The organism is Streptosporangium sp. NPDC002544 (assembly GCF_040295965.1).
Classification (GTDB): Bacteria; Actinomycetota; Actinomycetes; order Streptosporangiales; family Streptosporangiaceae; genus Streptosporangium.
Genome location: NZ_JBEOWJ010000037.1, coordinates 68,676 through 88,619, shown reverse-complemented (window position 1 = coordinate 88,619; position 19,944 = coordinate 68,676). Strand labels below are relative to the sequence as shown.

The window sequence follows — 19,944 nt, the reverse complement described above, 5'->3', positions numbered from 1 at the left end:
AATGAACTGCTACGCCAAGCCGAAGAGAAGGAACTGCTGGCTGATCGACTTGAGGGATACGTCAAGAATCTTGAAACGATCCTTGATCGAGTTGAGACCGATTCGGCTGTTGATGGTCCAGTCTGGACCGGGCCATCGGCTCAGCGTTTCAATTCCGATGTAATTCAAAGGCGGTCGGACATCATTCGGCTTGCGGAACAGTGTCATGGCGCTGCGCGCAACCTGAGGCGGACCGCTTCGCGACTTCGAGAGCAGGCTCGTCTTTCCCGAACCCCTCTGTGATCACCGGCTTTCAAATATGCAGTCGGTCTTTCCGATGATCTCTACGTTGGGTTGGGAATCCTGTGCGACCAGGATGACGGTAATTCCCGGATCTTTTTTGTGTAGAACGCCGATGGTTCGCCCGGGGCGCGCCCAGCTGGATTTTCGATCGGCTTCGTAGCCGATTTTTTTAAGCTCCTCCATGAAGAGGAGACTGAATGACTCGACACGCTGCTCCGGAGAGGTCGGACTGTCTTTATTGAAATCACTGCTGAGTTCATAAGAGCGGAGGGCGGTTCCGTCTTTGCCGCAAACCGCGAAGTCGCTTTTTTCCTTGCCGGTCCTGTCGACCGTTTTCTTGTTTGTCGTCGGATAGAAGGGCTCAAGCTTTTTCATGTCCGCGGCCAGCACCTGGGCGGCCTCATCGAGGGTGGGGCTGCTGTTTGTGCAACCGGCCACCAGCAGAAGTAACAGAACGCATCCCGCGACATGACGCACCCTGCCGACTGTACTGATCATTCTCCGGTCAGGGGAGTGTGATGCCCAGAAACGTTGCCAGACCTCGTTAGGTCGTCTCGCGCCAGCGGTTGGTGATGGGGAGGCGGCGGTCGCGGCCGAAGTTCTTGGGGGTGATCTTGGGGCCCGGGGGATACTGGCGGCGCTTGTACTCGGCCAGGTCGACCAAGCGGATCACCCGGGCGACCAGCGCGGGGTCGTGTCCGGCGGCGATCAGCTCGGCCGAGCCCATGTCCTTCTCGACGTAGTCGCCCAGCAGCCGGTCCAGGACTCCGTACTCGGGAAGGGAGTCGGTGTCGCGCTGGTCGGGGCGGAGTTCCGCGCTGGGCTCCTTCTCGATCGAGTTCTCCGGGATCGGCGGCACCGCGAAGGGGTGCAGGAACTCACCCGAGTGGCCCGCCTGGGCGTTGCGCCAGCGCGACAGCTCCCAGACCAGGGTCTTGAGCACGTCCTTGATGGGCGCGAAGCCACCCGCGGAGTCGCCGTAGAGGGTGGAGTAGCCGGTGGCCAGCTCGCTCTTGTTGCCGGTGGTGAGGACGAGGTGGCCGTGCTGGTTGGACAGGCTCATCAGGAGCATGCCGCGCACCCGGGCCTGGAGGTTCTCCGCGGCCAGGCCGGAGAGCTCGATCTCCTTCTCGAAGCCGTTGACGATGTCGGCGATCGGCACGGTGCCGGCGTTGATCCCCTGCCGGTCGACCAGTTCCTGGGCATCGCTCAGCGAGTGGTCGGAGGAGTAGCGCGACGGCATCAGCACCGCGTGTACCCGGTCGGGGCCGAGGGCGTCGGAGGCGATCGTGGCGGTCAGCGCCGAGTCGATGCCGCCGGACAGGCCCAGGATGACCGACCCGAAGCCGTTCTTGGCGACGTAGTCGCGGACCGCGAGGACCAGAGCCGAGTAGATCTCGGCGGTGTCGTCGAGCTGCTCGGCGAGCGTGGGGGGCTCCGGCTCGTACGGCTCCAGGGGGTGGGGCGACAGCTCCAGCCGCTCCACCGTGATCACGGTGTTGTCCCCGGCGTCCACCTGGAACTCCCCGAGTCCTCCGTACCTGGCCTCGGGCAGCTCCAGGTCCGTGACCAGCAATTCCTCGGAGAAGCGCGCCGCGCGCGCGATGAGCTCGCCGGAGGCGGAGACGATGAGCGAGTCGCCGTCGAAGACCAGCTCGTCCTGGCCGCCGACCTGGTTGACGTAGGCGAGGACGCAACCGGCCTCGCGGGCGCGCCTGGCCACCAGCGCCAGCCGTACGTCGTCCTTCTCCTTCTCGTACGGTGAGGCGTTCGGCACCACCAGCAGCCCGGCTCCGGCCTCGGCCGCCACGGCGACGGGGCCGCCCTCCTGCCAGAGGTCCTCGCAGACCGCGATCGCCACGTCGACGCCGTGCAGCCGGAAGATCGGCAGCCGGTCGCCGCGGACGAAGTAGCGGTACTCGTCGAAGACGCCGTAGTTGGGCAGGTGGTGCTTGGCGGTCTTGACGACCACCCGGCCCCGGTGGAGCAGCGCCGCCGCGTCGAGCGGGGCGCCCTTGGGCTGGCCGACGCGCGGGGCGAGATTCGCGCGGTCCACGTAGCCGACGACGACCGGGATCTCGCCGAGTCCCGCCTCGTCCAGTCGTCGCGCGGCCTTCTCGATCGCGGAGATCGACGCCTCCACGAACGAGGTGCGCAGCACCAGGTCCTCGACGGGATAGCCGGTCAGGAACATCTCGGTGAAGACGACCAGGTGCGCGCCGCGGTCCGCGGCGCGCCGGGTCCACTCGACGAGCCTGTCGCCGTTGGCGGCCAGGTCGCCGACGGCGGGATTGCTCTGGGCCAGGGCGATACGGAGTTGAGCCACCTGTCCATCCTATTGGGACGTACCACGAGATCACCGTTCAGGTGATCCCTCTGGGTGTGTTTTACCCACATAACCTGCCGTATCAGGATGAAAGGCGCAGTCCAGGTCCGGCGGCCGCCCGGGAAGTCCGGTGAGGTGCGACGAGAACGGCACGTTCCGGGCTCTGCCAGCCGGTTGCCAGCCGGTTGCGGCCGGTTGCCCGTCGGCCGGCGTCCGATGTCGCCGTCCGGCGGGCAACGCGCGGGTCATCAAGCCTGCCGGCGGCGTCGTCTCACGTAGGGGAAGGCGTCAGTCGAGGACCTCGACCAGTCCGAGGTTCCTCGCCCCCGCCGGCTCGGCCACCCGCTGGAGCTCCTTGCCCGCGCGGGAGAGGATCACGATCGTGTTGGCGGTCGTGCCCTTGACGCGGACCGCCAGGCGGCCGTCGCGCAGGTAACGCGCGCCGAGCAGCCGCCCCTTGACCGGGATGGCGATCTTCGCCCCGGTCTTGGTGTCGTAGATCGACGGGGAGAACGACAGCGGCCAGGAACCGTCACCGCCCGGGGCGTTCGCGCCGATGGCGTTGACCACCACCCTGCGGCTGTCCGGCGACAGGCTCTCCACGTGGTTGGCGAGCTTGATGCCGGGGTTGCGGCTGGCGACACGCCGCCTGGTGTCCAGGAGGTAGACGCCGTTGACGTCGCCCGCGTACCCGGCGAGAGTCCTGCCGTCGGCCGACCAGGTCAGGTGACAGGGGCCGAGGGTCTTGCCGGCGTTGAACCGGCCCTTGCCGTCGGCGCCGACCACGGCCACGGTGGTGGCCTCGGCGGTGCCCCGCACCGGGTAGGCGATCCGCCTGCCGTCGGCGGTCCAGGCGGGGGTCAGGCAGGGGCCGCCGTAGGCGGCGTTCTTGGCGATCACCTTGTCCCCGGTGGCCGACTTGACGTGCAGCCTGCTCTTGTCGTCGATCCAGGCGATCTTGCCGCCGTCGGGCGCGACCGCGAACTGACCGGCGAAGGCCCCCTCTCCGGCGGTCAGGCGGCTCCAGCCTCCCCGGTGGGTCAGCGCCTCGACCCCGCTGCCGGCGTAGCGGAAGTAGACGGCGCCCGCTACGGGAGCCGTCTGAGGTGAGGCAGTTCGGGGTGAGGCCACCGCGGGGGTGGCGGTGGCAGACACGGCGAGTGCGGCGCCGGCGGCCAGTGCCCAGTACTTCAAGGAGATCTCCTCGGGTCAATTCCTTAACGGAGTTAGAGTCCCGAAAGGAGCAAAGGGTTTACAAATGATCAGCCGCGATCGGCAGCACGGCCTCCACGACCGTGCCGCCGCCGGGGGCCGCCCCGATCACGCAGGTCCCGCCCAGCTCGGCGGCGCGCTCGCGCATGGAGAGCAGCCCGACTCCCGAGCGGGGGCCGGCGGGCAGCCCGTGTCCGTCGTCCTGGACGCGCACCACCAGCGACTCCCCGCGCCGCAGCGAGATGGTCGCGGAGCTGGCCCCCGCGTGCTTGCGGACGTTGGTGAGCCCCTCCTGCGCGATGCGGTAGGCGGCCACCTCGGCTGCCGCGGGCAGGTCCGACAGGTTGCCCTCGGTCTCCACGGCGACCCTCGGTGTGCCCTCCTGGGCGAGGGCCCGCACGGCCCCCGCCAGGCCCAGATCGTCGAGGGTGGGCGGTCGCAGGCCGTACACCAGTTCCCTGATCTCCTCGCTGACCGCGTCCATGCCGCTGCGCAGCTCCGCCAGGAGCCGGTCGGCGGAGTCGGGGGCGGTGCGCAGGCTGATCCTGGCCATGTTGATGGCCATCGCCATGTCGGTCAGCGCGTGGCCGAGCCCGTCGTGCAGGTCCCTGCGCAGGCGGCGGCGCTCCTCCTCGCGGGCGGTGAGGATACGCTCCCGGGAGTGCTGCAGGTCGGCGGTCATCCGTACCGCGTGTACCACGTCGGCGACGTACGGGGTGGCCACCGCGATCAGGCGGTCGTTGTGCGCCGCGGCGAACCTGCGGGGGCCGGGGGAGCCCAGAAGCAGCAGCCCGACCGGCTCGCCGTGCCAGATCAGCGGTACGCCGCGTGGCGCCGGGCCCAGCAGGCCGACCTGTACCTGCCTGGTGCCGGGCTCGTACACCTCGACCGCGACCCCGGTGACGCTCAGCCCGTCCTTGACCACCGCGGCGACGGCGGCGAGCGCGTTGGTCGGCTCGGTCTCGCGGACCTCCCAGGCCAGGCGCGCGGCGAACGCCCGCGGGTCGCCGTGCGTGCCGTACATGAGCCGGTCCACCAGGCTCCTGAGCCTGTGCCGGAGCGGGTGGAAGATCACTCCGGCGAGCAAAGCCGCGATCAGGCCGCCGATCCGGTCATATCCCGACAGGGCCAGCCCGGCGACCGTGCCGACCGCGTAGATGACGCTGATCGCGGCGATCAGCCCGGCGGCGACGAAGGCGCGGCTGATCACGGTGTCGATGCCGTAGAGCCGGTAGCGCAGCACGGAGAAGGCGATGGCCACGGGGATCAGCCCGGCCCAGGTCGCGGCGGCCGGCCACCAGTCGGGTCCGGCGAGCAGACAGGCGACGTAGAAGGCGAACGCGAACAGCGGCCAGGCGATCTGCCGGCGCAGCGTGGGGCCGGCCCGCCGGAAACGCAGCACCAGGGAGACCAGCGCCAGCAACGCGAGAACCGATACCAGAATGGCGGCCGCCTGGCGCGCGGCCATGCTGTAGGGGGCCGTGGCCTCCAGCGCGAGTGGGTTGGGAATGATCCGCGGCCAGGGGTAGCTCGCCTGGTCGGGTGCCGGGCGGGTGAGGTCGAGCAGCGTGCTCGTCACCGCCGCGACCGCGCCGACCGCCACCAACGGCCGCCAGCGCCGGGAGGGCAGCCGGCCGTCGGGGGAGTAGAGCGGGAGTATGACCGCCAGCAGGATCCCGCCGGCGTGGTGGCTCATGACCATGGGCCAGCGGAGGTAGCCGGCCGTGTCCATGTCTCCCGCCGCGGCGAAGGCGAACAGCACCGATTCGGAGAAGATGTCGATCGCGCACAGCAGGCCGCCCACGCACATCAGCCATGCCGTGGCCGGACGCGAGCGGTGAGCCAGCAGGAAGGCGCCGACCACGGGGAACATCAGCCCCGCCGTCAGCTGGGGTGTGCCGTCCAGCGCCGGTTGCCACTCGGGCGGCAGGTCGAGGCGGAGCATGACCCCGCCCGCGATGAGTCCCACGGAGAGGGTGGCCATCGCCACGGCGGCGAGCCGCCGTGGCGAGCGCGACAGAGCGCGCGCGAGCGGCACAGCGGGCCCGGCGGGCACCGTGAGCGCGTCGACGGCCCGTCTGGGCACGTCGCCGACGCCGTCGAGCACCCGGTCGTGCTCCCGTGCCCGCGGGTGCATCGCTATCTGCCCACGTCGCCGGGGTTGACCAGCCCGGACTCGTACGCGGTGACGACGAGCTGGGCCCGGTCGAACAGCCCGAGGTGGTCCAGCAGCTTGATCACCGACTGTGAGACCGACCGCTCGGAGACCGCGAGGGTCGCCGCGATCTGCCGGTTGGTCAGCCCCCTGGCGACCAGCTTCATCAGGTCGAGGTCCGCGTCCCCGAGACCGGCCAGGCCGGGCGGCGCGGACGGGTTGGTGCGCCCGGCGAAGGCCGCGATCAGGCGGGTGGTGACGGCGGGGTCGATCAACGCGTCCCCTGCCTGCGCGGCTCGTATCGCGGTGATGAGCTGCTCGGGCGCCGACGTCTTGAGGACGAACCCGCTCACCCCCGCGCGCAGCGCCGCGTAGAGGTTGTCGTCCGTGCCGAAGGTGGTCATCATGACGACCTTCGGCGGTGCCTCGTCGGCCAGAATCCGTCGCGCGGCGGTCAGCCCGTCCAGCCTGGGCATCTGGATGTCCATCAGCACCAGGTCCGGAGCGGTCTCCCGGACCACGGCGATCGCCTGCTCGCCGTTCTCCGCCTCCCCGACGAGCTCGAAGCCGGGCTCGCTGTCCAGCACCACGCGCAGGCCGGTGCGGACCAGCGCCTGGTCGTCCACCACCACGATGCGCAGCCCGGGCAGCGCCCGCGCCCGCTCCTCGGTGGCCGTCGGGCGCGGTGCCGCCGGTTCCGCCGCGCGCGCGGCGACCGGCTCCGCGGGCGGGTCGAGGTGAACGGCCTGGGCCAGCATGTCGGACTCCAGGCGCTGCAGGGCGGCGCCGAGGTCGAGGCCGAGCTCGTCGCGGAGCATCCCCCTGGCCCGTCGGAGCGCTCCCAGCGCGTCCCCCTGCCTGCCGTTGCGGTACAGGGCCAGCGCGAGCAGCCGCCAGGCCTCCTCCCGCAGCGGGTGCGCCGAGGCGTGCGCCTCCAGGTCGGCGACCAGGGCACCGGAGTGACCGAGGAGGAGTCCCGCGTCGGCGCGGCGTTCGACCGCGATCAGCCGCAGCTCCTCCAGCCGGCCCGCCTCGGTCACCGCCCACGGCAGGTCGGAGAACTCGGCCAGGGCCGGACCTCGCCAGAGCGCGAGGGCGGTCTCCAGGCGCCCCCACACCTCGGCGGGTTCGCCACCGGCCTTGACCGCGTTCTCGAACATCCAGGAGTCCACCTGGTCCGCTGAGGCGCGCAGCGCGTAGCCCGGCGGGGCGGAGACCAGTACCTCGGCCTCCTCCCGTGGCGCGCGGCCGGGTTCCAGGGCGCGCCGCAGCCGCGACACGTATCCCTGGATGGTCGACAGGGCCTGGGTCGGAGGCTCACCCGGCCACAGCTCGTCGATCAGCATGGCCACCGGGACGGCGCGGCCGCCGGCTACGAGGAGCCGGGCCAGCACCGCCATCTGGCGCTGGCCGCCGAGATCGAGCAGCGTGCCGTTGTGGCGCGCCTGGAACGGTCCGAGAGCACGAAATGTCAGCATTGCAGGCGCAAGGTTAGAGCTACCTGGGCCAACGTCATAGGGCAACACTCGCCATCGTTCGCAGGCTGTAAGAAATCATCGATGGTCATATCTCCACATTCAAGTTCACCGGAAGAACAGCTTCGACCGTGGTGCCCCCCTCGGGCGGTGCCGTGATCATGCATGTCCCGCCGAGTTCGGCGGCCCGCTCGCGCATCGAGGCCAGTCCGATCCCCGCGCGACGCTCCGCGGGGATGCCGATCCCGTCGTCGTGCACCCGGATGCTCAAGAAGTCCTCGCCGCGTTCCAGCGACAGCCGCACCGTCGCGGCACCGGCGTGCTTGCGGGCGTTGGTCAGCGCCTCCTGCGCGATCCGGTACGCGGCCACCTCGGTGGCGGCAGGCAGCCCCGACAGCTCGCCCCTGACCTCCACGGTGACGCCGGGGCCCGCCATCTCCGCCAGCGCGCCGGCCAGGCCCAGCTCGTCGAGGGTGGGCGGTCGCAGGCCGTACACCAGGTGCCTGATGTCGCTGGTGACGCTGTCCATGCCGGATCGCAGCTCGCTGAGCATACGCTCGGCCGTCTCGGGGGAGACGCGCAGGGAGTGCCTGGCCGCGTTGATGGACATCGCCATCCCGCTGAGTGACTGGCCGAGGCCGTCGTGCAGGTCACGGCGGAGGCGGCGGCGTTCCTCCTCGCGGGTGGTGACGATCCGCTCCCGGGAACGCCGCAGCGCGCCGACCAGCCGGACCGCGTGGGCCGCGTCCGCCACGTACGGCGTGAGCGCGGCGATGACCCGCTCGTTGTGCGTGGCCGGCAGGCGCCTGACCCCCGGCGGGCCGATGAGCAGGCGGCCGACGGGCTCGCCGTGCCACACGAGCCGGATGTCGCGCGCCACCTCCTCCAGCGTCCCCGCCGTCGCCTCCTCGGGCCAGCCGCCGGAAAAACGCACGCCCGTACCGGTGACGGCCAGACCGTCGCGCAGCACCTCCAGGGCGGCGGTCAGCCCGCCCGCCGGATCGGTGTGCTGCAGCCTGCGCCCGAGTTCGGCGGCCAGCGTCACCGGGTCGCCCTTGCTGCCGTAGAGCAGGCGGTCGGCGCCGCGCTGGAGCACCCGCCGTATCGGGTGGAAGAACGCCCCCGCGCAGAGCGCGGCGATCAGGCCGCCGATCCGGTCCACGTCCGACAGGAACAGGCTGGAGGCGGTGCCCACCGCCACGTACACCCCGCCGATCACGCCGACCAGGCCTGCGCCGACCAGGGTCCTGGTGATCAGCGTGTCGATCCCGTAGAGGCGGTACCGCAGTACCGAGAAGGTGATCGCGAGCGGGACCAGCGGGATCGTGAACGACGCCAGCCACCACACCGGGTTGCCGAGCACCCAGGGGACGACGACCGTGGCGATCGCGACCAGCGGCCACAGGATCTGCCTGCGCTCTTCGGCGTCCGCCCGGCGAAACCGCATGGCCAGCGAGGCGAAGGCCAGGAGGATCACCGCGTTGGTGAGCATGTCCAGGGAGAACCTGAGGGGGTACGTGTCCCCTCTCCCCGGCAAGGACATGAAGTCCGTGACGAGTACGTCGAGCGCCAGGATGGCGACCGAGGCCCAGATCAGTGGCCGCCAGCGCGGGGAGGGCAGCCTTCCGTCCGGGTAGAGCAGCGGCAGCAGCACGACCAGGAACAGGATGGTCAGTCTCCAGTTCACCCCCGCGAGCGTCCAGGTGGCCTCGGACGGAACCGTCCACTCCCGTGCCGTGCCCAGCAGGGCGAGGTTCATGGTGAGGCTGTTCAGCGCGGAGAACAGCCCGCCCAGGCAGAGTAGCCAGCCGATGACCAGCCGGGGCCGCTGGAACACCAGCAGCGCTCCGAGGATGGGGAACGCGGTGCCGGCCACGTCCTCCGGCGCGAACGGCAGCGGCGTGTAGGAGGGCTGTGGGAGCAGCGTCGTGGCCCAGACGTTGACGCACACCATCGCGACGGACGCGCTGGTGATCAGCACCGCCGCGACCCGCCCCCGGACAGGCGTCACCCTTTGGATCAACAGGTTCAGCCCGCGCATGGTGGTTCAGGCCCTTCATCTGGTACTTGGAAGGACCTTAACCGGCTTGAAGCGCAATCCAATCAATAAGCGATCAAAGCAGGGCGTATCTCGTACGGAGCCTCGGAGTCGGCCCGATCGCCGGCGGGGCTTGGGGCAGGACACCGCTCCCACCCGGGCGGGCCCGCCCGGGTGGGAGCGGGCCGGTCACGGCACGTCGTACCGGCTGGACTCCAGGAGCCATTCCAACTGTGCTCTCGGCGCCGCGAGGAACGCGCACGCGACCTTGCTGACCTCCCTGGCCTGGCCGATCGACAGCTCGAACCGGTCGAACAGCGCCGGCAGCCGGCGCGCGGAGATCCGCAGGTCCTCGGCGCGGGCGGCGATCCGGTCGTTCACCCAGGTGACGGCGGCGCCGTCGGAGAGCCTGAACGCGGTCGCGGCGACCGTCACGTAGTTGTGCACGTCGCCGTTGGCCCGCTCCTTGTGGTGCGAGGCGACGTCGTTGCACCACGCGGTGACGTCGTTGCAGGCGTCCACCAGCGTCCGCCAGGTCGTGCTCTCGCGCAGTCCCGCGGGCACCTCCACCCCCAGGCAGGGCTCCACCAGGTCGAACAGGTAGGGGCCCGCGGTGCCCCGCCGCAGCCGCGGATACTCCGCGGGGGAGGGCACCCGGCCCGCGCACCGGTTCTCGGCCTCGGTGCGGCATGCCTCGCCCTGCGCCGCCAGCCCCGCCAGGAACCGGTGCCGCCACCGGGTGCTCATCCGCCCCGCGGTGATCTCCCAGAGGTCGGCGAAGGCGATCTCGACGGGCGAGGAGGCGTGGACGGGAGCGCGTGCGACGAGGTCGAGCCTGGCGAAGGTGGCCTCCACGATCTCGGCCGCGCGTCCGGCGGGCTTCTCATCCCACTCGTCGTCGAAATGGAACAGCCAGGTCAGCCATTTGGCGAACAGCAGCGCCGCCTCCACGCCGAACCCGGCGAAGGCCCGGCCCGCCATCCGCTCGAACCCGGCGCGTGGGGGAGCCTCCAGCCCGGCCTCGCGGGCCCAGCCGGCGAGCTCGGCGCTGATCAGGTCGACCGAGGGATGCATCCGGCACGGTGCCGACATCGACGGTACGAGCTCGGCGAGGGGGAGCAGCGAAGCCGCGGCCACCCCGGAGGGGGGTGGCGGCTTCGGGCATCCCGCGGTCCCGGGGGGCGGGGCGGCGAAGGGACGTGTGACAGGTGAGGGGGACGGGTGCAGGGAGTGTGACAAGGGTTGTGAGTGGGGTCGGGGAAAGGTCAGGGGATCGCCGAACGTCGGGGTGAGAGCCACTACAGCGGACCGAACAGCCAGTTGCCGGCCACGTCCGGATCGGTGCCCGTGTAGAACTGCCGGGTCGCCTCGACCAGTTCGCCCACGGACACCGCGCCGTCGCCGTCGCCGTCGAGCCGCTCGAAGGCGGCCGTCACGTCCTCGCGGGAGGTGCCGAACGCGGCCATCATGACCCAGAACTCGTCCGGCCCGACGGCGCCGTCGCCGTCGGTGTCGCACAGCCAGGCCACCGCCTCGGCCGCGGGTCCGAAGACCGCGTCGAACCGGTCGCCCTCGACGAACGCGGAGGTCATGCCGGCGCGGAACTCCTCCGGGGAGATCGCCCGGTCGCCGTCGGTGTCGATCTCCGCGGCCAGTGTCCGCCAGATCCCCTCGAAGCCCTGGGCGAGCCTGCTGCCGGCCGGGGAGGTCGGCGACTCACCGAAGCCGACGAGGATCCGGGCTCCGAGACCGAGAAGGTCCTCGCGCTCGATCGATCCGCTGCCGTCGACGTCCATGTGCTCGAAGGCACGGTCAAGCTTGCGATTGAGGAGCCTGGTGCTCATCGTTTACTCCGTCGTCACTTGATGAACTCGAACTGTTACCCTAAGTGACGATAGCGGGGCGTTTCCAGGAGCCACTCCAGATAAGCCCTCGGGATGGTCAAGAAAGCACATGCCACCCGCGTCACCTCCCGGGAGGCGGCGAAGCCGAGATCGTGCCGCTCGGTGAGCGCCGGGATCGCGCGGGCCGCCGTCCACAGCTCCTCCATCCGGGTGGCCACGCGGTCGATCACCCGCTCCTCTGCCATCTGGTTGGAGCGTTCCAGGAAGGCGCCTCTCGCGCCGTCGTGTTCGGCCGCCGCCTCCGCGCACCAGGTGGTCACGTCGCCGCTCGCCTCGACGAGCGCCCGCCAGCGCGGGCTCCGCCGTACCGGGGTGGGCACCTCCACCCCGTAGCAGGGCTCCACCAGGTCCAGCAGCCGGCGGCCGAAGGCGTTCGCGTGCTCGCCGTCCGGATGCGCGCCGCCGGCCAGTCCGGCGGTGAAGCGCTCGCGCCACGCGGTACTCATCCGGGGGGCGCACGCCCCCCAGAGACCGGCGAAGGCCCGCGTCAGCGGTGCCGTGCCCGGCTCGCCGCCCGCGGCCACGGCGAGGACCGGGGTGAGCGCCGCGGGCTCCTCGCGCAGGCGCGCCTCCCAGGTCAGCCAGCGGGCGAGCAGCGTGACCGCGCGGGTTTCGCAGCGGGCGAACGCCCGCCCGGCCAGCCAGGAGGCGGCGGGGTCGGGGGTCAGCCCGGCCGCGTGGGCCCAGTCGGACGCGGCGGCCTCGACCAGGTGTATCGACGGGTGGACGGGGCAGGGCATCGCCAATGCCGCGAGGCGTTCGGTGAGCCTGACCGGTGACGAGACCGCGTACGGTGGTTCGTGAACTTCAGTGCGCATCATCGTTTCCCCCCGGATCGAACTTCCAGCGGCTCCGGTCGCACACTGTAAGAGGAGACGGGGTCTGTCGAGCGGAGGCGCGACGCGCATCTCACTGTTCTTCCTCGTAACGTGTGCGAAACACTTAGCGGGCAAACTGATAGAACACCAGGCGTGTCGCAGCACGTCAGCAATGAAGGAGAAGCCTTGGACCGCCAGCAGGAGTTCGTTCTCCGCACCCTTGAGGAGCGCGACATCCGGTTCATCCGGCTGTGGTTCACCGATGTGCTCGGGTTCCTGAAGTCGGTGGCCATCGCCCCGGCCGAACTTGAGGGAGCCTTCGCCGAGGGCATCGGCTTCGACGGTTCGGCGATCGAGGGCTTCGCCCGGGTCTACGAGTCGGACATGCTCGCCAAGCCCGACCCGTCGACCTTCCAGATCCTTCCGTGGCGCAGCGAGACGCCGGGGGCGGCCCGGATGTTCTGCGACATCCTCATGCCGGACGGCTCGCCTTCGCACGCGGACCCGCGCTGGGTGCTCAAGCGCACCCTGTCGAAGGCCTCCGACATGGGCTTCAGTTTCTACACCCACCCGGAGATCGAGTTCTTCCTGCTGAAGAACCGGCCGGAGGGCCGTGAGCGGCCCGAGCCGATCGACGGCGGTGGCTACTTCGACCACACCCCGCACAGCTCCGGCCACGACTTCCGGCGTAACGCGATCATGATGCTGGAGTCGATGGGCATCTCCGTCGAGTACAGCCACCACGAGGGCGGTCCGGGTCAGCAGGAGATCGACCTGCGCTACGCCGACGCGCTCACCACCGCCGACAACATCATGACCTTCCGCCTGGTCATGAAGGAGGTCGCGCTGGAGCAGGGCATCTGGGCGAGTTTCATGCCCAAGCCCTTCACCGAGTATCCCGGCTCCGGCATGCACACCCACATGTCGCTCTTCGAGGGCGACCGTAACGCCTTCTACGAGCCGGGCGCCGACTACCAGCTCTCCAAGATCGGCCGCTCCTTCATAGGCGGTCTGCTGGCGCACGCCGCCGAGATCACCGCGGTCTGCAACCAGTGGGTCAACTCCTACAAGCGGCTCTGGGGCGACGCCGAGGCGATCGCCGGAGCCGGCGGCGAGGCCCCGAGCTACATCTCCTGGGGTCACAACAACCGCTCGGCCCTGGTCCGGGTGCCGATGTACAAGCCGCACAAGGGCGGCTCGACCCGCATCGAGTTCCGCTCGCTCGACTCCGCCTGCAACCCCTACCTGGCCTTCGCCGTGATCCTGGCGGCCGGTCTGAAGGGAATCGAGGAGGGGTACGAGATGCCCCCCGGAGCCGAGGACGATGTCTGGGCGCTGACCTCGGCCGAGCGCAGGGCGCTGGGCATCCAGCCGCTGCCCCAGTCGCTGGACGAGGCCATCGCGGTCATGGAGCGCAGCGAGCTCGTCGCCGAGACCCTCGGCGAGCACGTCTTCGACTACTTCCTGCGCAACAAGCGCGCCGAGTGGAACGAATACCGCCGCCAGGTCACCGAGTTCGAGCTCGGCCGCTACCTGCCGGTTCTCTAGCCGCTTCCGCGTTGCCGGCACGGCGGGCGTCGTGGGCTCCCGTCGTGCCCGGAACGACCGCGCGGACCGTGCCGCGCGGACCGTGCCGCACGGTCGTTGCCGGCGGCGTGCCGACACGCCGCGGAGACGGGTAATCCGACGCCGCCCGCCGAACGTCATACCGGTGTTACCCGCTGCTAATCGAGGCGTCATCGACCCCGAGTTGGCTGTATGTACAAGCAGTCCGGTAAAATCGGTTAGTCCGAATACCGTTATTTTTGAGGATTAATCGCCATAAAAGGCGACAGGAGGTGCGGCATGACGACGGCTGCCGAGCTGCAGACCGTGCTGACCGTTCCGGCGCGTTTCCGTGGCCCCGAGGGCTCCGCGAACGGCGGATGGATCGCGGGCACGGTCTCCGAGGCGTTGCACGGCGCCCGGCACGACTCGGCTGTCGAGGTCACGCTGCACGCGCCCACGCCACTGGATACCGAGCTGTCCCTGCGCCACCTCGCCAACACCACGACCCTCACCGACGGTGAGAGGCTCCTCGTCGAGGCCATCACGGTCACCGAGGAGTTCGACGTACCGGCCTTCGTGCCCTTCAACGAGGCGGCGCGGGCCGAGGGCGGCTTCGCCGGCCTCGTCGAACACGCCTTCCCCGGCTGCTTCGCGTGTGGTCTGCGCGATCCCGGTGACGGCCTGCGGATCTTCCCGGGCCCGGTGTCCGGCACCGGCCTGATCGCCGCCGGCTGGCGGGTCCCGATGACCGTCACCGACGAGGACGGCGCGGTCCCCGACGCGATCGTCTGGGCCGCCCTGGACTGCCCCACCGGCTGGGCGCACTTCCAGCCGGGCGAGTTCGCCCTGCTCGGCCGGCTGACCGCGCGGCTGCACCGCCGGATCTATCCCGGCGGCACCTACTCCGTCGTCGCCCGCGCCGGCGGCCGCGAGGGACGCAAGCTCTTCGGGGAGAGCGCCATCTACGAGGCCGACGGCACCCTGGTCGCCGCCGCCAAGGCCGTTTGGATCGCTCCCGCCTAGGTCCTGCCCCCGGGTCCTTCGCCCGCGGCCGCCTTACGAGACCCGCTCGACCGATCCTCGCCACGGCGGGATCGGTCGGGCAGGGCCTGGTACGGGTGGCCGTCGTTCCCTACGGTCAACGGGTGAGACGATCGGCGATCAGCGAGGCACAGCGGTCGTCGAAGAGGATCGTGTAGTGGTTGCAGTCCTCGACCAGCTCGTCCTTCAGCGAGGGCACCCGCGCGGTCCACTCGGCGGCGAGCTCGTCGGGCAACATGCCGACCGGCTGGTTCAGCAGCCCCCTCGGGGCGCGCAACAGTGACAGGGGCGAGGTGATCGCCCGCAGCGCGGCACCGATCGCCTCACCCTCGGTGAGCATCCACCGGCCGTCCTCGCGGACCGGCTCCTGCCGCGCCCGCGAGCGCACCGCGCCTTCCGGCCCCGAGGCGTCGTAGCGGACGTACTCCTCCGCCTCCTCGGTCCACGCGCCGACGAAGGCCGGGTGGGCCTTGAAGAAGTCCACGTACGCGTCGACGCTCGGGAAGGTCTGGGCCAGCCGGGCGACGGCGGGCCCGAGCGTGGCCTCGATGACCGCGTCGGGGTCCGCGCCGGGAGGCATCGGCAGCGGGAGCCCGCCGTCGACCAGCACCACCTTGGCGTAGTCGTGGCCCGCCGCGGCGAGCGCGGTGACGTAGGCGCCCATTGAGTGGCCGGTGAGCACGATGTCGGACTCCGCGCCCACGGACCGGGCGACGAGGTTCACGTCCTCGGCGTGCCCGGCCAGGCCGTACGGGCCGGGGAGCCCGGCGCTGTGGCCGCGGCCGCGCAGGTCCATCGCGACCAGCGACCATTCGGCGGGCAGTCTGCGGGCGACGCCGGTCCAGGACATGAGCGAGGCGGTGATGCCGTGCACGGCCACGATCACGCGCGGCCCGGTTCCGAACCTGGCGACGCGCAGCGCGCCGCCGGGGACCTCGACATCACTCAGGACGGGATTCATCGCTACTCCTTGGAACTGGAGACCTCCACCTGCTTCCGGCGAAGGGGGGAACGCGGCCCTTCGGCAATGTATCTGGATCCGGTCAGGTCACCGAGCGCGTGACGGCGGCGGGTGCTCCGCTCAGGGGCGGCGGTTCTCCGGTTTCTTACGTCCGCTCTTGTATCCGTTTAAGCCCATAATTGCCGTATGAGAATTACCGTCATCGAGCACGAGGCGGATGCGGGCCTCGGGTTCCTCGCCGAATGGCTGTCCGGAGCCGGGGTCGCCTGCGAGATCGTCCGGCCCTACCTGGGCGAGGCCGTGCCCGAGCGGGCCGCCGACGGGCTGATCGTCCTCGGCGGCGAGGCGGCGGCCTGGGAGGACGAGCAGTACCCCTGGCTGCCCGCCACCCGAGACCTGATCCGCGGCTGTGTCGAGGCGGGCGTGCCCACCCTGGGAATCTGCCTGGGAGCCCAGCTCATGACGCTCGCCTGCGGTGGCGCCGTCGAGCGCGGAGAGCACGGGCTGGAGGTGGGCGCGACCGAGGTCGTCCCGCTGCCGGCCGCCGGGGCGGACCCGCTGTTCACCGGCCTCGCCCCCGCTCCCGCCATCCAGTACCACCGCGACGCGATCACGCGGCTCCCCGCGGGCGCGGTGCCGCTGGCCACCGGCGACCCCTACCCCAACCAGGCCTACCGGCTGGGGGAGAACGCCTGGGCGGTGCAGTTCCACCCCGAGGCCACCCCGGAGATCTTCGCCGGCTGGACGGCCGGCTCGGCCGACCGTCTGACCGACCTGGGCCACCCGGTCGAGGAGCTCAACACGCAGGTGAAGGAGGACAGAGAGCGGCTCGTCGCCGCCTGGAGGCCGCTCGCCGAGCGATTCGCCACCGCCGTCCAAACCGCGTGACTGAGCGATTACGTTCCGAATCCGCTAACGACGCCGCACAGTTTCAGGATTAGCCTGTGCGGCGACGCTCCGAATGCCCGAGGTGCGCGCCGAGGCCGACGCGACCGCGAGGGGCGTGCACCTTTGATCGCTCGGGGTAAGGATTGAGGAAGGGCACCCGTGCCTGTGATCGAGGACCATGGAGGGTCGGTGGAGACCGTGCCCCGGATGCAGACGACCGCCGGGCGTCTGGCCAGGCTCGGCTTCGCCGACGGGGCCAGGGCCGAGCGGCTGCTCGACGAATTGGGGCCGGAGGCCTTCGGAGACATCGACCTGCTGACCTCGCTGGTCGCCGCGGCCGATCCCGACCTGGCGCTCACCTCGTTGAACCGGCTGGCCGAGCAGGACCCCAGCGTTCTTGGAGCGCTCCGATCGGATTCCGGGCTGCGTGCCCGGTTGCTCGGCGTCTTCGGCGTCAGCGCCGCGCTCGGCGACCACGTCGTCAGGCACCCGGAGCACTGGCGCCTGCTCTGCGGGGTGTCGGCGATGGAGCGCCCGGGCGAGGGGGAGCTCCGCGCGGAGCTGCTGCTCGCGGTCGGCGCCGAGCCCGACGACCCCGAGCCGAGGGCCGCCGACGCCTCCACCGCCACCCTCTCGGCGCTGCGCGTCGCCTACCGGGGCCGCCTGCTCCACCTCGCCGCGCGCGACGTCACCGGGGCCGTCTCGCTGTCGGAGGTGGCCGCCGAGCTGTCCGACCTGGCCGGGGCCGCGCTGGAGGCGGGGCTCGCCGTCGCCAGGTCGGAGCACCCGGAGGCGGGGGCGGTGCGGTTGGCCGTCATCGGCATGGGCAAGTGCGGGGCACGCGAGCTCAACTACATCAGCGACGTCGACGTCGTCTTCGTGGCCGAGCCGAGAGAGGGGGCCGACGACTCCCTCGACGAGCACGGGGCCATCAAGCTCGCCACCCGGCTGGCCCAGGGCATGATGCGCGCCTGTTCGACCAGTACCCCGGAAGGGGCGCTGTGGGAGGTCGACGCGGCGCTGCGCCCCGAGGGCAAGGCCGGGCCGCTGGTCCGCACCCTCGCCAGCCATCTGGCCTACTACCGGCGCTGGGCCAAGACGTGGGAGTTCCAGGCACTGCTGAAGGCACGGCCGGTCGCGGGTGACACCGAACTCGGAGAGCAGTACGTCGCCGCGGTGAACGAGATGGTCTGGCAGGCCGCCACCCGGGACAAGTTCGTCGAGGACGTGCAGGCCATGCGCCGCCGGGTGGAGGAGCACGTCCGCGGCGGCGAGGCCGAGCGCCAGCTCAAGCTGGGGCCGGGCGGGCTGCGCGACATCGAGTTCGCGGTGCAGCTGCTCCAGCTCGTCCACGGCCGTCTCGACCCGCTGCTGCGCCGCCGTGCCACGCTTCCCGCGCTCGCCGCCCTCTCCCGCGGCGGCTACGTGGGCAGGGACGATGCCAAGGCCCTCGCCGAGGCGTACACCTTCCTGCGCCAGGTCGAGCACCTCATCCAGCTGCACCGGCTCCGCCGCACGCATGTGGTGCCCGATGGCAACGCCGACCTGCGCCGCCTCGGCAGGAGCCTGGGCATGACCGCCGACCCGGTGGGAGAGTTCACCACCAGGTGGCGGCGGCACGCCATGGAGGCGCGGCGCCTGCACGAGAAGCTGTTCTACCGGCCGCTGTTGCAGGCGGTGGCCCGGCTGCCCGAGTCCGAGGACCGGCTCTCCACCGCCGCGGCCAAGGCCCGCCTGGAGGCGCTCGGCTACACCGACCCGGCCGGGGCGCTACGCCACATCAGCGCGCTGACCACGGGTGTCTCCCGCCGTGCCGCGATCCAGCGCACTCTCCTTCCGGTCATGCTCGGCTGGTTCGCCGACGCCCCCGACCCCGACGCCGGCCTGCTCGGCTTCCGTCAGGTCTCCGACAAGCTCGGCTCCACCCCGTGGTACCTGCGACTGCTGCGCGACGAGACCGCGGTGGCCTCGCAGCTGGCCCGGATGCTCGGTACCAGTCGCTACGTGACGGGACTGCTGATGCACGCACCGGAGTCGGTCGCGATGCTCGGCTCGGACACCGAGCTGGCCCCCAGGCCCGCCGAGGCGCTGCTGTCGGAGGCGCGGACCGTGGTCGCCCGCCATCCGGGGGACGCCGAGGGCGCGGTGGCCGCGGTCCGGGGGCTGCGCCGCAGGGAACTGCTCCGTACCGCCGTCGCCGACCTCGCCGGGCTCATCGACATCGAGGAGGTCGGCCAGACGCTGTCCGGGCTCAACGACGTGACGATCCAGGCCGCGCTCGACGCCGCGATCGACAAGGTCGAGATGGAACGCCGTACCCCGCTGGGCACCAGGTTCGCGGTGATCGCGATGGGCCGTCTGGGCGGGATCGAGTCCTCCTACGGCAGTGACGCCGACGTGATGTTCGTGCACTCTCCGCTGGAGGGGACGGCCGAGCGCGCGGCCACCGAGACGGCGTTCGAGGTGGCCAACGAGCTACGCCGGCTGCTGGCCCTGCCCGCCCCCGACCCGCCGCTGCTCATCGACCCCGGCCTGCGCCCCGAGGGCAAGGCCGGGCCGCTGGTCCGCACCCTGGCCTCGTACGCGGCCTACTACGAGCGGTGGTCCTCGCCGTGGGAGTCGCAGGCACTGCTGCGCGCCCGCTTCTCCGCCGGGGACGCCGAGCTCGGGGTCGGCCTGCTGCACCTGGCCGACCCGCTGCGCTATCCGCCCGAGGGCATCTCCGAGGCGGCGGTGCTGGAGATCCGCAGGCTCAAGGCCCGGATGGAGGCCGAACGGCTCCCGCGCGGCACCGATCCCGCCCTGCACACCAAGCTCGGCCCCGGCGGGCTGTCCGACGTGGAGTGGGTGGCCCAGCTCATCCAGCTCCGCCACGCCGGGCGCCTCCCGGCGCTGCGGACCACCCGCACCCTGGAGGCCCTGGGCGCGGCGGTCGCCGAGGGCCTGCTCGCGGAGGCCGACGAGGCGATGCTCGCCGAGGCATGGCGGTTCGCCTCCCGCATCCGCGACGCCATCGTGGTGGTCCGGGGCCGGGCCTCGGACACGATCCCGGTGGACGCCCGCGAGCGCATGCTCATCGCCCGCGCCCTCGGCTACCCGCCCGACGGTACGGAGGACTTCGTGGACGACTACCGCCGAGCCACCCGCCGGGCCCGCCGGGTCGTGGAGCGCGTCTTCTACGAGGACTGACCGTTCTCGCGGCCGGATGGGACCGGCACCTGTTCCGGCCACGCGCGAGGAGGCGGCGGCCCACCCGAAGCCCGCGCGGCGGGCGAGGATCTCCGTCCCTCCGGGTG

General features: G+C 71.2%; 15 protein-coding genes. 4 read left to right on the top strand and 11 right to left on the bottom strand.

Annotation, left to right across the window (positions count from 1 at the left end; translation table 11 throughout):
- Nucleotides 1-9: 9 nt before the first annotated feature.
- The 10 genes from ABT061_RS39835 to ABT061_RS39790 form a co-directional block, all read right to left on the bottom strand.
- Nucleotides 10-207: a hypothetical protein gene (locus ABT061_RS39835; protein WP_350927981.1), complete on the bottom strand. Its 198-nt coding sequence runs from the start codon at nucleotides 205-207 to the stop codon at nucleotides 10-12.
- Nucleotides 208-282: 75 nt separating this feature from the next.
- Nucleotides 283-759, bottom strand: a complete 477-nt coding sequence (locus ABT061_RS39830) for a hypothetical protein (protein WP_350927979.1) — start codon at nucleotides 757-759, stop codon at nucleotides 283-285.
- Between the two features lie 67 nt (nucleotides 760-826).
- Nucleotides 827-2,608: an NAD+ synthase gene (locus ABT061_RS39825; RefSeq protein ID WP_350927977.1), complete on the bottom strand. Its 1,782-nt coding sequence runs from the start codon at nucleotides 2,606-2,608 to the stop codon at nucleotides 827-829.
- A 288-nt stretch (nucleotides 2,609-2,896) separates the two neighbouring features.
- Nucleotides 2,897-3,802: a TolB family protein gene (locus ABT061_RS39820; protein WP_350927975.1), complete on the bottom strand. Its 906-nt coding sequence runs from the start codon at nucleotides 3,800-3,802 to the stop codon at nucleotides 2,897-2,899.
- Nucleotides 3,803-3,860: 58 nt separating this feature from the next.
- Nucleotides 3,861-5,957, bottom strand: a complete 2,097-nt coding sequence (locus ABT061_RS39815) for a sensor histidine kinase (RefSeq protein WP_350927973.1) — start codon at nucleotides 5,955-5,957, stop codon at nucleotides 3,861-3,863.
- Nucleotides 5,958-5,959: 2 nt separating this feature from the next.
- Nucleotides 5,960-7,453 carry a BTAD domain-containing putative transcriptional regulator gene (locus ABT061_RS39810; RefSeq protein ID WP_350927971.1) on the bottom strand — a complete coding sequence of 498 codons (1,494 nt, stop codon included), beginning with the start codon at nucleotides 7,451-7,453 and terminating at the stop codon, nucleotides 5,960-5,962.
- A gap of 85 nt (nucleotides 7,454-7,538) precedes the next feature.
- Nucleotides 7,539-9,461, bottom strand: a complete 1,923-nt coding sequence (locus tag ABT061_RS39805) for a histidine kinase (RefSeq protein WP_350927969.1) — start codon at nucleotides 9,459-9,461, stop codon at nucleotides 7,539-7,541.
- 216 nt (nucleotides 9,462-9,677) lie between these two features.
- Nucleotides 9,678-10,625 (bottom strand): terpene synthase family protein, encoded by a 948-nt coding sequence (locus tag ABT061_RS39800; protein ID WP_350927967.1) that lies wholly within the window; start codon nucleotides 10,623-10,625, stop codon nucleotides 9,678-9,680.
- Nucleotides 10,626-10,786: 161 nt separating this feature from the next.
- A complete protein-coding gene (locus ABT061_RS39795) occupies nucleotides 10,787-11,332 on the bottom strand; it encodes an EF-hand domain-containing protein (RefSeq protein WP_350927965.1) in 546 nt (181 codons plus the stop codon).
- Nucleotides 11,333-11,367: 35 nt separating this feature from the next.
- On the bottom strand, nucleotides 11,368-12,213 hold the full coding sequence (locus ABT061_RS39790; RefSeq protein ID WP_350927963.1) for a terpene synthase family protein: 846 nt from the start codon (nucleotides 12,211-12,213) through the stop codon (nucleotides 11,368-11,370).
- Between the two features lie 183 nt (nucleotides 12,214-12,396).
- Here ABT061_RS39790 and glnA2 point away from each other — a divergent pair, with 183 nt between their 5' ends.
- Together glnA2 and ABT061_RS39780 are read left to right on the top strand one after the other, a co-directional pair.
- Entirely contained in the window at nucleotides 12,397-13,758 is a 1,362-nt protein-coding gene (gene glnA2, locus ABT061_RS39785; RefSeq protein WP_350927961.1) for a gamma-glutamylpolyamine synthetase GlnA2, read from the top strand.
- A gap of 297 nt (nucleotides 13,759-14,055) precedes the next feature.
- Nucleotides 14,056-14,781: a hotdog fold domain-containing protein gene (locus tag ABT061_RS39780; protein ID WP_350927959.1), complete on the top strand. Its 726-nt coding sequence runs from the start codon at nucleotides 14,056-14,058 to the stop codon at nucleotides 14,779-14,781.
- A gap of 115 nt (nucleotides 14,782-14,896) precedes the next feature.
- Here the strand turns inward: ABT061_RS39780 and ABT061_RS39775 are convergent, their stop codons facing one another.
- Nucleotides 14,897-15,760, bottom strand: a complete 864-nt coding sequence (locus ABT061_RS39775; protein WP_350927957.1) for an alpha/beta hydrolase — start codon at nucleotides 15,758-15,760, stop codon at nucleotides 14,897-14,899.
- 186 nt (nucleotides 15,761-15,946) lie between these two features.
- On the opposite strand from ABT061_RS39775, the gene ABT061_RS39770 reads away from it, so the two are divergent.
- The gene (locus ABT061_RS39770; RefSeq protein ID WP_350927955.1) at nucleotides 15,947-16,648 is read left to right on the top strand and encodes a type 1 glutamine amidotransferase; all 702 of its coding nucleotides are present in this window, start codon (nucleotides 15,947-15,949) and stop codon (nucleotides 16,646-16,648) included.
- A gap of 207 nt (nucleotides 16,649-16,855) precedes the next feature.
- Nucleotides 16,856-19,837, top strand: a complete 2,982-nt coding sequence (locus ABT061_RS39765; protein ID WP_350928007.1) for a bifunctional [glutamine synthetase] adenylyltransferase/[glutamine synthetase]-adenylyl-L-tyrosine phosphorylase — start codon at nucleotides 16,856-16,858, stop codon at nucleotides 19,835-19,837.
- The last annotated feature ends 107 nt before the right edge of the window (nucleotides 19,838-19,944 follow it).